Annotated in this window: 13 protein-coding genes; 5 read left to right on the top strand and 8 right to left on the bottom strand. The window is 64.1% G+C overall.

Features of this window, described 5'->3' with window-relative positions:
• Positions 1–62 precede the first annotated feature (62 nt).
• The 5 genes from AOP79_RS05165 to AOP79_RS05140 all read right to left on the bottom strand — a co-directional run bounded on the left by AOP79_RS05165 (position 63) and on the right by AOP79_RS05140 (position 6,579).
• The gene (locus tag AOP79_RS05165) at positions 63–2,174 is read right to left on the bottom strand and encodes a S9 family peptidase (protein WP_062071196.1); all 2,112 of its coding nucleotides are present in this window, start codon (positions 2,172–2,174) and stop codon (positions 63–65) included.
• 143 nt (positions 2,175–2,317) lie between these two features.
• Positions 2,318–3,736 carry a hypothetical protein gene (locus tag AOP79_RS11715; RefSeq protein WP_152648019.1) on the bottom strand — a complete coding sequence of 473 codons (1,419 nt, stop codon included), beginning with the start codon at positions 3,734–3,736 and terminating at the stop codon, positions 2,318–2,320.
• Between the two features lie 86 nt (positions 3,737–3,822).
• Entirely contained in the window at positions 3,823–4,689 is an 867-nt protein-coding gene (locus AOP79_RS05150) for an ABC transporter ATP-binding protein (RefSeq protein WP_062071190.1), read from the bottom strand.
• A complete protein-coding gene (locus AOP79_RS05145) occupies positions 4,682–5,512 on the bottom strand; it encodes an ABC transporter ATP-binding protein (protein WP_062071189.1) in 831 nt (276 codons plus the stop codon). The genes AOP79_RS05150 and AOP79_RS05145 overlap by 8 nt, the downstream gene beginning before the upstream one ends.
• Positions 5,509–6,579 (bottom strand): ABC transporter permease, encoded by a 1,071-nt coding sequence (locus AOP79_RS05140; RefSeq protein ID WP_236683255.1) that lies wholly within the window; start codon positions 6,577–6,579, stop codon positions 5,509–5,511. Before AOP79_RS05140 ends, AOP79_RS05145 begins: the two co-directional genes overlap by 4 nt.
• 70 nt (positions 6,580–6,649) lie before the next feature.
• Here AOP79_RS05140 and AOP79_RS05135 point away from each other — a divergent pair, with 70 nt between their 5' ends.
• The 5 genes from AOP79_RS05135 to AOP79_RS05115 all read left to right on the top strand — a co-directional run bounded on the left by AOP79_RS05135 (position 6,650) and on the right by AOP79_RS05115 (position 12,507).
• Complete coding sequence (locus AOP79_RS05135; RefSeq protein ID WP_152648018.1) at positions 6,650–7,246, top strand: TetR/AcrR family transcriptional regulator; 597 nt, start codon at positions 6,650–6,652, stop codon at positions 7,244–7,246.
• A 136-nt stretch (positions 7,247–7,382) separates the two neighbouring features.
• Positions 7,383–7,994 (top strand): TetR/AcrR family transcriptional regulator, encoded by a 612-nt coding sequence (locus tag AOP79_RS05130; RefSeq protein ID WP_062071185.1) that lies wholly within the window; start codon positions 7,383–7,385, stop codon positions 7,992–7,994.
• Complete coding sequence (locus AOP79_RS05125) at positions 7,991–8,719, top strand: ABC transporter ATP-binding protein (protein WP_062071183.1); 729 nt, start codon at positions 7,991–7,993, stop codon at positions 8,717–8,719. The genes AOP79_RS05130 and AOP79_RS05125 overlap by 4 nt, the downstream gene beginning before the upstream one ends.
• Before the next feature lie 5 nt (positions 8,720–8,724).
• Positions 8,725–11,091 carry an FtsX-like permease family protein gene (locus AOP79_RS05120; RefSeq protein ID WP_062071181.1) on the top strand — a complete coding sequence of 789 codons (2,367 nt, stop codon included), beginning with the start codon at positions 8,725–8,727 and terminating at the stop codon, positions 11,089–11,091.
• Between the two features lie 135 nt (positions 11,092–11,226).
• The gene (locus AOP79_RS05115) at positions 11,227–12,507 is read left to right on the top strand and encodes a hypothetical protein (protein WP_062071179.1); all 1,281 of its coding nucleotides are present in this window, start codon (positions 11,227–11,229) and stop codon (positions 12,505–12,507) included.
• 118 nt (positions 12,508–12,625) lie between these two features.
• On the opposite strand, the gene AOP79_RS05110 is transcribed toward AOP79_RS05115, so the two are convergent.
• Genes AOP79_RS05110 through AOP79_RS05100 form a run of 3 tightly spaced genes read right to left on the bottom strand, consistent with a single transcriptional unit; the run spans position 12,626 to position 14,171 of the window.
• On the bottom strand, positions 12,626–12,898 hold the full coding sequence (locus tag AOP79_RS05110; protein WP_062071177.1) for a hypothetical protein: 273 nt from the start codon (positions 12,896–12,898) through the stop codon (positions 12,626–12,628).
• 28 nt (positions 12,899–12,926) lie between these two features.
• Positions 12,927–13,631, bottom strand: a complete 705-nt coding sequence (locus tag AOP79_RS05105) for a phosphatase PAP2 family protein (RefSeq protein ID WP_062071175.1) — start codon at positions 13,629–13,631, stop codon at positions 12,927–12,929.
• A 48-nt stretch (positions 13,632–13,679) separates the two neighbouring features.
• Positions 13,680–14,171: a hypothetical protein gene (locus AOP79_RS05100; RefSeq protein WP_152648017.1), complete on the bottom strand. Its 492-nt coding sequence runs from the start codon at positions 14,169–14,171 to the stop codon at positions 13,680–13,682.
• Positions 14,172–14,235: the final 64 nt, after the last annotated feature.

Below are 14,235 nucleotides of genomic sequence, written 5' to 3'. Positions count from 1 at the left end.
CTTGAGAGAGGGTGCCGGCACTGTTGCGTTGACGAGGGTTGTAACGGCGTGAGGACTGCGACTCAGGCGCCGGAAATCCTCAAGGACACAGGAAGTTCCTCGTCCTGACCGAGCACATGCTGTGAAAGGAAAGCGAAGACTCCCTCGTACCAGACCACGGAGTGCTGCGGCTTGAGGATCCAGTGGTTCTCGTCAGGGAAGTACAGGTACCGGTGCACCATGGTTCCGTCAGGTTCCGCGAAGTGCTCGGCGAGCTCTGCCCACAGGCGTAGGCCCTCGCCGATCGGAACGCGGTAGTCCTTGTCTCCGTGTATGACGAGCATGGGTGTCGAGATGTCAGCGACGGAGTGGTGGGGCGAGTGCTCGACCATCGCTTCAGGCGTGAAGATTGACTGCCAGTAGTCCGCGTGATCGGTAGTGGGACCGAACTGGTCGAGGGCCCACAAACTCGCGTGCGTGACAATCGCATCGAACCTGTCGGTGTGTCCGGCAACCCAGTTAGCCATGTAGCCACCAAAGGAACCGCCCATGGCCGCAGTGCGGGTCTGATCAATCTCCGGGCGCGCTTCGACCGTGTCCGTAATGGCGAGCAAATCGGTGAAGGGTTTATGGCCCCAGGAGTTCCAGCCGCGGGTAATGAAGTCGAGGCCATATCCAGTGGACAGGGCAGGGTCGGGCAACAGCACCGCATAGCCTTGTGCGACAGCCAAGGCTGGCGTCCAGCGCCACGACCACGCATTCCACGAGTTCAGCGGGCCACCATGGATCCACAGCAGAAGCGGTGCGGGGTTGTCCGCCGATGCATCGGGCGGGGTCAGTAGCCAGCCGCGAACCCGGGCCCCGTCCTCGGCGTGCGTGTCGACGTCAGTGAGCGTGGCGTGCGCCTCCGGCGCGGGAGCAGGTGTCACGAGTTCCGTCACAGTTCCGTCGAGTGCGACGCGCACAGGGTGCGCGGGGCGCAGCATCGTCGTGCGCAGCGCGACCAGTTCGCCGGTGGCCCGATCAACGCAGACGGCACTGTAGTGGGCGTCATCGTGCGTCAGTGGCGTGACCTCGTCGGAACTGAGGTCGATGCGTAGCACCGGGCCGCGTCCGTCGTCGTCGGCCGTCACAATCAGGGCCGCACCATCGTGAGAGAACTGGAGCGAACTCGGCCAGCGGTCCCAGTGCTCGGCCACGCGGCGCGGCTGTGAGCCATCGGCTTGCGCGACCCAGATCTCCATCTGCGTGGGGCCGGTGGGATCAGACTTGGGGTGGCGCACATAGGCCAACTGAGAGCCGTCGAGACTGAATGCTGGTGCGGCCACGTCCGTCTTGGAGTCGCTACGCACCACCGTGTGTTCGCCCGATGCACGGTCGATGCGGACAAGATCACTGCGCGAACCGCGCCCCTCCGGCACCTCTAGGGCAGCAACAACGGTTGCGCCGTCGGGGCTCACGGCCACGTCCGGCGCATCGATCCAACGGTGGACACCCGGGGTGAGGTCCTGAGGGCGGGCAAGGTGGCGCGGATACGTGGAGGGAGCCGATGCTTCGGAGGCACTTTCTTCTGCCTGTCCACCGGTTGCGGACACGAGGTCGTCGCCCGACACCCCCGCGGACTCTGCGGGATAGTCAGCAAAGTCCACGGCAAAAACATGGGTATGGTCCGGGCCGAGGTCATGATCCCAGTGGCGGATCGGGTAGGTGCTGTGCCAAATGGCGCTCACCTTGCGCTTGTCGCGCGATGCACGCAATTGAGCGTCTTCGTCGAGGTCCTTCGCCGCAGGCAGCTGGCCTGCGGTGAATGCGGCTACCGGGGCATCGGCCGCCGTTGCACCGATGCCTCCCACGCCGCCAGCAAAGCCCGTCACAGGGCGCGCTTCCCCACCGGCCGCGGGAAGTAGCCACACCTGGGAAGTCTCATCGTCGTCGCCACCAGGCCGTGTGGAAGTGAACAGCAGGTCCCCGGTAGACAAGAATGTTGCACCGCCTTCACCCTTGGCGGAGCGTGTCAGCCGCACTGGTGTACCTGAACCGTCCGCCGGGACCTTCCACAGTGCACGCTCATACGAGGTGCGGTCCTTGGACAGTGTCGCGACGGTGAGCACGGTGTACGTGCCGTCAGGAGCCAGAGCCAATCCTTCGACTCGGGGCATTGCGATGACATCAGTGACGGATGAGTATGCGGTCATACTCCACCGTAACCCGCCACGGGACGGGTCCCCACCGTCCGGTCGCCCCTGACGACTTGGGATTGCTCGGCGGAACAGCAAAGCGCCGGCCTAATCCACGTGATGCGGACTAGGCCGGCGCTTGAAGCGTTCAGTGACGCTAGTTACGGCTGAACATAGATGTTGACGCTCGAGCCTTCGGGAAGTACCTCCCAGAAGCTCACCTCGTAGCGCGCAGTTCCACCATCACCCGGAACGTTGTCGAGGTAGTCGATCTCCGTCAAGAAGATCTCACCGTTAGCGTCATAGGCGATGCCGGTGACGACCACAGATTCGAGGTCGTCGGCAAAGTAGGAGGTCACCGTTCCGCTGGCCGTCGTTCCGAGAACGTCTTCGCCATACTCCGGCGTCGATACCTCGAAGTAACCGGTCGGGGAATCAGAGACGTCAGTGGGCGCGCCATCTAGCGTGACCTCGATGCGCTCCACGGTGTCGCCCTCAGGGACGTCGTAGAAGATTCCCGTGGACGCTGCTGCGCTGTTGGGCATCACCTGAAGCCAGTAGTCCTCGGCACGGCCAAGGAAAATGTCGTCAGGGCCGTAGGCGTCAATGGTGACGTTCAAGTCGAGCCATGCGAGGTCAGCATTCGGGTTTTCCAGGACGACGGCGTAGCTCCACGAGCCGTAGTCTTCGTCGTAGTAGAACGCCGACTCTGTGATGTCGACCTCACCGTCAACGGCGACGTCCTCGTCGGTCGTATCCTCGGCGCTCGTGCCACCCTCGTCCGAATCGGTCTCTGGCGCGGTCGTGACGCCAGCAACACTTTCCTTGTTCTCTTCTTCAATAGCGTCATTGACGGCACCGCCGACACCGACGACGAGCGAGATGATGAACACCACAATCGAGATGATCAGAGACAGGCCAGCAAGGATCAGACCTGTAAGCGCCAGGGGCTTGCGCGGCGACTTCTTCACCATCGCAAGGATCGCGAAGACGATCGCGGGAAGTGCGAACATCCATGCAAAGAGAGCGAAGACTCCAAAGAAGGAGACGATGAACGCGAGGCCACCAAGAATGATTGCCGTGAGCGATAGCCAACTGGGGCCGCTGCCGGGCGTGCGCGGCGGCTGCTGACCGTAAGGGGCCTGCTGGCCGTAGACGGGCTGGCCCTGAGGAGCTGGTGCGCCGGGGGCCGGCGCATACTGCGGCTGACCTTGGGGAGCGCCGGGGGCGGCGTACTGAGGTTGGCCCTCAGGTGCAGGCTGGCCCTGAGGTGCCGGCGGCGCTGCATACTGCGGGGCCGCGGGAGCAGGAGGCGCGGGTGGTGCCGGCGCATCGGCTGGCGGTGCAGCAGGCGCGTCAGCCGCAGGAGCGGGAGGCGCAGGCGGTGCATCGGCGGGAGGCGCGTCAGCCGCAGGAGCGGGAGGCGCAGGCGGTGCTGGCGCATCGGCGGGAGGCGCAGGCGGTGCCGGGGGCGCGGGAGGCGCGTCAGCGGCTGGTGCCGGAGGCGTGCCTGGTGCGGGCGGCGGTGTGCTTGGTGCCGATTCCGGGCTCGGCTGTTGGTCAGGCTTGTCGTCACTCATGAAATGGATCCCCTCAAAGAATGTGAGACGCATAGGCGTCGCGCCACAACCTACCAGGTGTGGGGAACCCGGCGTTTCGAGAGGGATCAGGCCTGTTGGCGTGCGCGTTCCTTCACCGCCATGAACTCGTCGAGGGTGGCACGAGCGCTACTGACGTTCACGCTGTCCCCGCCTCCCAGGGCTTCTCTCACCGCATCTCGCTCGGCACCAATTACCCGCACCTGCGTGCCAGCGAGGGAGACAAGGAAGCCTGCGTCGGTCAGAGTCGCAAATGCGCTCGGCCAGTCCCCAGTGTCGACGTTCAGTGCGGTGGTGTCGCCCACGATGTCCGCCTCGGAGCCTGCGCCTACTTCACGGCCGCCTGACATGAGCACGAGCCAGTCGCATTGTTGCGCTTCTTGCATGTAGTGGGTGGTGACGAGGACCCCGACGCCGGCATCGGCTTTGTCGTGGATGGTGTCCCACAGGCGTGCTCTCGAGAGAGGGTCGACGCCGGAGGTGGGCTCGTCGAGCACGAGCAGTTCGGGGTTGTGGCCGAGTGCGGCGGCGAAAGCGAGTTGTCGTTGGTTGCCAAGTCCGATCTGGCCGACGGGAACACGTCGCAGGTGCTCAAGCGCTTCTGGGAGCGGCGTGTCTGCGACGCCGAAGGCCTGGTCGATGAAGTCGAGGTTTTCGCGGGGGGTGAGCGAGTCCCACAGCCCAAGACCTTGGGGAACGTAACCCAGACGCGAGCGGGTGGTACGCGAGGGGCTGTCCCCGAACAGATGCACGGAGCCTTCCGATACGGGCAGCAGGCCCAGGATCATGCGGATCAGCGTGGTCTTGCCAGCACCGTTGGCACCGAGCAGGCCCACAATCTCGCCGGGCTTCACGGTCAGGTTTGCGTCGTCGACCGCAGTGAAGTCGCCAAAGGTCCGGGTGACCCCCGATGCGTGGATCAGCGGTTCAGGCATGCGTGACCTCCTTGGACAGACCGGCGGCGACCATGGCGTCTTCGAGGTCCTCGACGCGCGGTTGTCCCGACGGCGGGTCTTCGGGCGACCATTGCCGCCACGTCCTGCCTCGTCGCCATGCGAGCGCACGGTCCTGCGGAGCATCGACGATGCTGACGTGGCCTGGGACACGCGTCAGCACATCGGCGGGGGTGCCTTCGATGAGGACCTCGCCCGCATCGAGTGCAAGTACCTGTGAGGCACGTTGCGCCTCGTCGAGATACGTGGTGGCCATGACTACTGCTGCACCGTCAGCGGTGGCACGGGAGATCATGCGCCACAGGTCAATGCGGCTGACGGGGTCGACGCCCGTGGAGGGCTCGTCGAGGATCAGCAGGTCGGGACGGTGAAGCATGGCCAAGGAGAATGCGAGCTTTTGGCGCATGCCGCCGGAGAGTTGGCGGGCGAGGCGAGACGTCGCGCCGGTGAGCCCGGTTGCCTCAAGCAACTCTTCGCGGCGGTCGCTGAGGGACTGCCCTGTCACGCCCTGAGCCGCGGCAACGAAGTCGATGTTCTCGTTGACGCTGAGGTCCCCCCACACTCCGGCAGCTGTGGGCATGAAGCCGATGCTGCGGCGGCCGGGCGTGGACACGGAACCTTCTGTGGGGTTCACGGCACCGGCGAGGCACCTGAGTGCGGTGGTCTTACCTGCGCCGTCACCGCCCACCACCGCGTAGACCTCGCCTGGGCGAGCGTCGAGGCTGACGTTGTCCAGCGCTGTGGTGTCGCCGTACTTCACGGTGACGCGGTGAAGTCCCCACTGGCGTGCAGCATCGGAGGTCATTTGGAGCCACCCATGTGGCGTGCGCTGGGTGCGAGGTCGCGTCGGAATCGCAGGACCGCAGCGGTGAAGATGACCAATGCCATCAGGATGAGGACTCCGAAGTCCAGGCCCAAGGACGTGAGGTCTGCGCCGCGGAGCATGATGCCCTGCGAGATCTCCACAAAGTAGGTGAGGGGGAGGATGTAGCCGATCCAGGCCACTCCTGCGGGCATTGCATCCAGCGGGAAGATGAAACCGGAGAGGAGAATCTGCGGCATCACCAGCATCATTGCCATTTGGATGGCTTGTCCTTGAGTTTGTGATGCAGTGGAAATCAGCACTCCCAGTCCTAGGACAACGAAGAGGAAGATTGCGCCGCCGATGGCGAAGAGCCCGACGTTGCCGACGAAGGGCACGTCGAAGAGCCATACGCCCAGCACGGTCACGATGATCATGTCGATGGCCGCCAGGATGAAGTACGGGACGATCTTGCCCATGATGACCTGGGACGACTTGAGGGGCATGACCGCCAGTTGCTCGATAGTTCCGTTCTGGCGTTCCTTCACGAGCCCAATGGAGGTGATGACAGTGCCGATGAACGCGAGGATCAAGCCGATGAGTGCCGGGACCATCACCCACGCGGTGGTGAGGTCAGGGTTGTAGAGCACCTCAACGTCCACCATGCCGTCTGGGGCCTGTGAGAAGCCTGCCTCTGCGCTTTGTGCCGCGAAGATGCTGGAACCGTCAATGTAGACCTGCGCAGGTTGGCTGGACGTGTCGATCGCAACATCGACCACGTTGTCCTTCAGAAGGTCCTGGGCGGAAGCATCTGCGTCGATGCCGGGTTCGACGACGAACAGGTCGGGGAGCTGGTCCTCATACTGTTCAGCGTTGTCCCCGACCACTGCGGTCGGGATTTCCTCGACGTTGAAGTTCGCTGCGTAGCCAAAGATCACCAGCAGGAGGATGGGGAGTGCAATCAGCATTCCCATCGTGCGTTTGTCGCGGCGGAGCTCGCGGAACTCCTTCAGGATCATGGCTTTCACTGCAACTCCTCCGGTCAGTTCCCGCACTTCGCGAATGATCATTCGCTAAGCGATAGCGTGTCAGCGCAGGGGTGCCGTGTCAACTGCAGCCGCGCGTGACTATCCTGGTTTGATGCCGATCCGCTCGCCCGAGCACCACGACCAGCGCCGCGCCCTTATCCTCGATGCGGCGCTGCAATGCTTCGCGCGCGATGGCTTCCAGGGCGCATCGATGGCAGACATCATCACGACCGCCGGCGTTTCGGCAGGATCGGTCTACCGCTACTTCCCGTCCAAATCCGAGCTCATTGTCGCGGCTGCGCAATCCGTGTTTATGCCGGTACGCCACCAGTTCGCTCACTTCACAGACGCAGACGATCCCGTCCGGCCCACCACGGCTTTGGCGCACGTCTTGAGCGAACTGATGGCGAGCGCCAGCGCCGAGGGGCGCCAGTTAGCGCCCCTCATCCTCGAGGTGTGGGCCGAAGCACCCCGGGATACCGCACTGCGCGAACCCCTCAAGGAGGTTTACGGGGGCATCCACAACGACATTCTGACCCTCGTGACACGATGGCGAGACGCGGGGCACATCGATGCGAACACCGATGTTGACGCGCTAGCAACTGCACTGTTTGCCCTCATGCCAGGGCTACTCGTGGCTCGGATCATTCAAGGACGAGGTGACGGAGCCGCTGCCCTGCTCGCCTTTGGCGAGGCCACTGGGCTGTAGCGGCGACGCGCGCCCTAGCGGTGCGTGAGTGCCCAAACGAGCCGCCTCTGAGCACTCACACACCGCCACAAGACAGGGGCAGCACGATCTCGGGTCCAGTTGCGCGCTGAACAGTTGTTCAGTACCGTCCTGAAATGTGACGGAGACCGACGCCCGCGAGCGCATCCTCGATGCCGCGCTCAGCCTCTTTGCAGAACGCAGCGCCGATGCGGTTTCGCTGCGCGACATTGCAGCCGCCGCAGACGTCTCCGTGGCCCTCATTCCGCACTACTTCACCAACAAGACCGGCCTGGTCGATGCTGTGAACGCCCGCATCATCGGCATCTTTGACGGCGCTCGCGACGCCATGGCATCCGCCGACGGAGTCTCCGCAGCGATAGCCGAGCACTTTCCGTCGGACTCCCCCACCATCGGCTACCTGCGCCGATGCCTCACGGACGGCTCAGACACCGGACGCGTGATCTTCCAGCGGTGGTACGGCATGACCGTGGAACTCTTGGGCGACCTCGAGCGCTCGGGCGCAGTCACACCCACCGCGGATCCGCAGGCCCGAGCCGCCTTCCTGATGGCCAACGACCTTGCCATCATCCTGCTGCGCGACCACCTCGCCGAGTCCCTCGGCACCGACCCCCTCTCCACCGAGGGCCTCACGCGCTGGACCGCCGAGGCCCTCACTGCCTACACCCATGGCGTCTTCACCCAACGTGACGCCACATCAGACGCCACATCAACCAAGGAGCAGCAATGACGCCCACCGACACCACCACTGACCGCGGCGTCCACATCGCGGGACTCACCAAAGTCTTTGGCGAAGGCGACGCCGCCGTGCACGCCTTGAAGGGCATCGACCTCGAGATCTCGTCAGGCGAGTTCATTGTGGTGATTGGCCCCTCGGGTTCAGGCAAGACCACGCTGTGCAACATCATCGGCGGCATTGAAACTGCCACCGAGGGCACCGTGACCGTGGCTGGCCAAGACATCTCCACGACCAAGCCATCGAAGCTGAGCGACTTCCGGCGTGATCACGTGGGCTTCATCTTTCAGTTCTTCAACCTCATCCCCACACTGACGGCACGCGAAAACGTCGAGATGATCGTAGAAATGACCGACCGCGGAGACAAGGACAAGGTCGCCTCCCACCTGGAAGCCGTAGGCCTCGGAGACAAACTCGACAGTTTCCCCGCACAGCTCAGCGGCGGCCAACAACAACGCGTCGCCGTCGCACGCGCGCTCGCCACCGACCCCGACATCCTGCTCGCCGACGAACCCACCGGCGCCCTCGACCTCCCCACAGGACGGCAGATCCTCGAACTGCTGCAGGACCTCAACCGCCAAGGCAAGACCATCATTATCGTGACGCACAACCTCTCGGTCGGACAGATCGCCGACCGCGTCATCACCGTGGTCGACGGTGACATTGAATCCATCGAGGTCAATGAGAACCCTGCCGCCGCTGCAGATGTGACCTGGTGACCGGCATGAAAGCATCCACCAAGAAAGCCTTCCGCGACCTCTGGCGCTCCAAGGGTCAAGTCATCGCAGTCGCCATCACGATCCTGCTGGGTGTGATGATCTACATCGCCACAGCCGGGGCGTTCCAGAACCTCTCCGCGTCATACCAACAGACCTACGACCGCCTCAACTTCGCCGACTGGACGGCCACGGGAGGCGACACCGATGCGGTGGCTCAGGCCGCTCTCGACGCTGGCGCCACCGACGCCATCACCCGTACCCAGATCGATCCGCCCATGCTCATCGAGGACACCAAGCTTGTGGGCCGGGTGATCGGCATGCCCACAGATGCGCACCCTGCCATCAACGATGTCGACGTGATCGATGGCGACTACTTCGACGACGGCGCAACAGACCAAGTGCTCCTCGAGAAGCACGCCGCCAGCACCTTCGATGTAGGCCCTGGCGACACCATTCAGATCTTCTCCGCGACCGGGTGGGTGGACGTCACCGTCCAAGGCGTCGTGGACTCCGCGGAGTACCTGTGGCCCGCCCGCTCGCGCCAAGACATCGTGTCCGACCCCAACTCGTTCGCAGTCGCATTCGCACCCGAGGACACCGTGCAGGAGTGGTTCGCCGTCGACGCGAACCAGACCTTGGCAGTACTGCCGGAACCGGACGATGCCCGGGTCGCCACCGAGGAAACCAAGCCCTGGGAGACAGACACCGGGACAGCCGTCGAGTCCGCGATGACGGATGCCGGAGCATCGGCCGTCCAAAGCCAAGCCGACCAACCCTCCAACGCGACACTCAGCGAAGACCTCCAGGGCTTTGACCAAATGTCGACCTCATTTCCGGCACTGTTCCTGATTGCCGCTGGCGTCGCCTCATGGGTACTGCTCACACGGCGCATCCTGCAAGAGACACCCGTGATCGGCACGATGATGGCGTCAGGTGCCAAACGCGGCCGCATCCTGCGCCACTACGTTCTGCAAGGCCTGCTCATGGGAAGCCTGGGCGCGATCCTGGGTGTGCTGCTGGGCATCCCCGCGAACGCCGCCATCACGTCGGCGTACACCGGGTTCATCGGGGTACCCGACACCGTCGTCAACAACTATCCGTGGATGCTCGTTATCGGTCTTGTTTTTGGCGTCGTCGTAGGCGTGCTGGGTGCACTGGGACCCGCGATCACCGCCTCGCGGATCGCGCCCGCTCAAGCCATGCGCGCCGCATCCGACGCCAAAGCGCCAGGCGCGTGGAGCCGCTGGGTGGCACGCCAACGGTGGATTTCCGTCAGCGGCCGCATGGCACTGCGGGACATTGTGCGTTCCAAGAAGCGCACCTTCGCCACCATGCTGGGCACAGTGTTGGCACTGGTGCTGGTGCTGACCTCCGTGGGCATGATGACCTCGATGCTGACCGCCATCAACACGCAGTTCAACGACGTCGTGCTTGAAGACGCAACCGTGGTCGCACAGGAAGGCGCAGGCGTCGGCGACGCTCTCAGCGACCTCGACGGCGTTGACTCCGTCGAGCCCACCGCCGTGGGCCAAGTCACACTCGAAGGCCCCGACGGCAGCTATCAGACCAACCTCACCGGCTTCGAACCCGACACCGTCATGCACGGCTTCACCGGGGTTCAAGGCGACACCCTCGACCTGCCCGCCGACGGACTCCTCGCCGGGCAGTTCCTCGCGGAAGAAATCGGCATCGAAGCGGGAGACACCGTCACCGTTTCCACCGATGCCGGCGACACGGAACTGACAGTGACGGCGTTCGTCGACGAACCCATCGGCACCTCGGTGTACGCAACCAACGCCACGGCATCGGCTGTCCTCCCCGATGAAGGCACGGAGGCCTACGCCCTCGCCTACACCGACGATGCAGACCGCGACGACCTACGCGAGCAGATCACGCAACTCGACGGAGTGGTCGCCTACCAAGACGTGCGCGCCATCGTGGGCCAGATCGACCAATACCTGGGACTGTTTTGGGCGTTCATCGGCATCATGATCCTCATGGGCACGGTGCTCGCGCTCGCCGTCATGTACGTGACCATGTCGGTCAACGTCGTAGAGCGCACAGGCGAACTGGCGACCATGCGGGCCGCCGGCGTGCCACTGCGCAAGGTCGCTGGGGCCGTCGCCACAGAGAACATGCTCGCCACGATCCTGGGCATCCCCTTTGGGCTCATCCTCGGCGTATGGTCAGCGGGCGCGTTTTTGTCCACGTTCAACGACGACCTCTTCACCCTGGAACTCCAATGGGGGTGGTGGACGCTGCCCACAGCCGTGATTGGCGTGCTGTTGGCTGCACTGATCTCGCAGTGGCCCGCGTCCCGCGCCATTGCACGAGTCGATATTGCGCGCGTGGTGCGCGAGCGAGCGGCGTAGGGCCGACCTCGCGCGCTGGCGGTGTGTGAGTGCCCAACACCAGCGGTTCTGGGCACTCACGCACCGCTGGGGCGCCGAGCCGCACAGAGTCGTAGAGTGTGACCTGCACACAGACGTGAAAAATGAGGGGGAACCATGGCGCCACTGCACGCCACCACGGTCTTTGTCGACGGAGATTGGGGTGAAGCGCGGGGCATCATCGCCGCGGCCATCCCCTACCTCGTCCTGGTTGACGCCGAGGGTCTCGAACAGGACCCCGCGTCGATCTTGACCTCTCCAGTCACCGACAGTTCCACCACCGCCGTCCGAGCCATCGACACGTCGATTGCGACCGGAGGGCGTGGTTCAGTAGTGATCGTGCATTACGGCTGCGCAACGCCGCAGCGCGCGCAAGGCTACATCGACGTTCTCAGCGACGTGTGCTCGCCGGGCACCGGCGTCACCTTCCAAGTCGAGTTCGACGGCCAAACCATCGACGCGGCTCCCAGGACCGCCGACCAGTTGCGAAAAAACACCCGTCTCAGATGGGCACGCGAAGGACTCGAATCTAGGCCCGACGGGCACCGCTATCGAGGACTCGCCCTCCTGCCGCTCCCCCGGACTGACCTTCGGAGGAAGAACCTCGTCGAGCAGTCCGCTGGCGCGTTGCTTGAGAAGCGCTTCGCAATCCCACGGCGCACCGGCGAAAGCCTGTACTCAGACCACGGATTGTCGGTCGCAGAGTACCTCGCCGCACAGTCCATGACAGGCACCCCCACGAACTACCGCGCATCGGCATTCGTGCACGCGAACGACGGCTCTGTCTTCGCCGCGCTAACTCACGGCGCGCGGGGCCTCACCCGAACCCCACGCACGTACCAGAGCAGCGTGATGGTTCGTCCCCCGTCGGCGCTGAGCAGGCCGGAAGGCTTTGGCGGCGGCTCGGTCACCATAGCCCACCCCGACAACACCCTCGCGGCACGGCCACGCAAGGCAACCGAGGGGCGACTGATTTATCTGGATTCATCGGCCCTGACCGCGGGCATCAATCGCGAGTGGTTCCACCCCGACGACACCTTCTTCACGTGCACCTCCAGCGCCTTCAACACCGCGGGCATCGAAAGCACAGAACTAGAGCGCGACGGCGAGAGCGTCGTACGGCGCGGAACTGCCGTCATTTCGCACGAACACCTCAACCCTGTTCCCGTCGACGAGTCCCTGATCTACACCTACGGCACGTTGGTGCTGGCACTGCGCGAGAAGAAGAAGACACTCCACACCGACACCACCCGGTTCGAACTCATGTCGGCCGTTGTCGCGAAACACTACAACGCCGTGCTCGCCACGTGCTTCCCCGAACGCTACAAGGGCGTCCTACGCGGCCTTGAGATCGCCCACTACCGCCCCGGCATCATCGACTGGCGCCAAGACCCGTAACTCAATCGGGCGTGAGGGAGAGCCTGCGCCCCAGCGGTGTGTGAGTGCCCAACACCAGCGGTTCTGGGCACTCACGCACCGCTGGGGCGCCGAGCTCGCGACTGGGCCGCGGGAGGGGCTAGGAAATGAGCGTGGCCGCCGCCCAGGTCAAGACGACGACTCCGAGCATGATGCCCAGGACCGATGCCGTCGCCACAGCCCATTGCGCTCGCTGGGCTAAGCCGCGCGCCATCCACACAGAGACGATCGCTATGCCCACGCCGATTCCGAGCAGAAGGACATAGGAGCCGGTCTCGCCTTCAGTACTGTCCCAGTAGCGGATGACCCGTGTGATGACGGCAACTCCGAAAAGAACCCCAACAACTCCGACAACCCACGACAGTGCTTTCATCCAACAAACCCTATCCGCACCAGTGCGGCTAAGCGGTCGGCGGCGGAGTCGAGTTCGACGTGGAGGCGGACTGTGCTGCGACGCCGGACTCGGCGGGAGACACCCGCCGCAGATCCAAGCACCGATCCACACACATCACGAGGCCCAGGGTGAACAGGCCCACGCATGCGCCTGCGAGCACGTCAGAGAGGAAGTGGTACCCGAGATACATACGGGTGAACGCCACGAGACCCGTGATCAGGACCGATGCGACAGCCCACAGGACAAGGGCAAGGCGGCTCCGGCTGTGGCGCCACAGCAGATAGCCAGTCACGAACACCAGGGTGGCGGCGCCCGTGGTGTGGCCGGACGGGAAGGAGAACGAATGCTCGACGCCGGGGACCGCTTGAATCTCTTCACTCGGACGCGCTCGCCCCACCACGTTCTTGGTCACGCTCGTCATGACAGTGGAGAAGATCATCGCGCCAACCAGCAGGACCGGGTCACGCCACGAGCGCGTGCGCCACACCCAGATCCCCGCTCCCACAGCAATCAGTATGGGAAGGACGATGGGACCAAACACATTCGTGATGGCCGTCATGGTGGCCGTGAGCCATGCGGTGCGGTGGTCGGCAAGCCACTCGATCATCGGCTCGTCCCACGTGACGAAGTCATCTTGTTCCAGGACCGCGTCAAGGATATGCAGGAAGCCGAACGCCCCTACGGCCGCCACCAGGAGGCCTGGTAGCCACACGCGAACCCACGGCGGGGCGGAAGAACAGAGCCGATGCATCGGCCCAGGCTACGCGGAGTCCGCTGGGTAGTGTGCGTGGTGTGCAGACTCGACGGCTCGCTTGAGGTTCGCTTCAGCGGACTTGGACGTCAACACAGGCATCATCCACCGCGCCGCAATCCGCCCATTCACCCGCAACGTCCACGTTGGCAAGTCAAAACCGAACGGCAAGTTGAACCCTCGCAAACGCTTATCCGAACCCTTGTAGGCAGACGTCAACGACACCTTCGCACCCACCGGCACCACCACCCCAAAACCCCGCGCAACGGTCACGGGCGGACCCACCACCACCTCACCATCACCCAGCGACTTCACATACAGCACACCCACCACACGCACGGACTGCAAGAAACGCCATCCCACGAGAGTCAACATGAATGGAAACACCACCCAACCAATGACTTCGAACAGGGGCCACCAGACATCACGGCGAGACGGCTGGCCCGTGGCGGTGGGATCGTAGCCAGTGAGCATGAAGTAGAAGTAGGCGATCGAACACACTGCCGCGAGCGGAAACAGAAAGAGCGCCAACTGCCAGGTTGCCGGTGCAAACCGAACCGTGCCC

This window comes from Demequina sediminicola (assembly GCF_000975055.1).
GTDB lineage: Bacteria > Actinomycetota > Actinomycetes > Actinomycetales > Demequinaceae > Demequina > Demequina sediminicola.
Note: the sequence above shows the minus strand (reverse complement) of the source record. Positions and strands in the feature narration are given on the sequence as shown.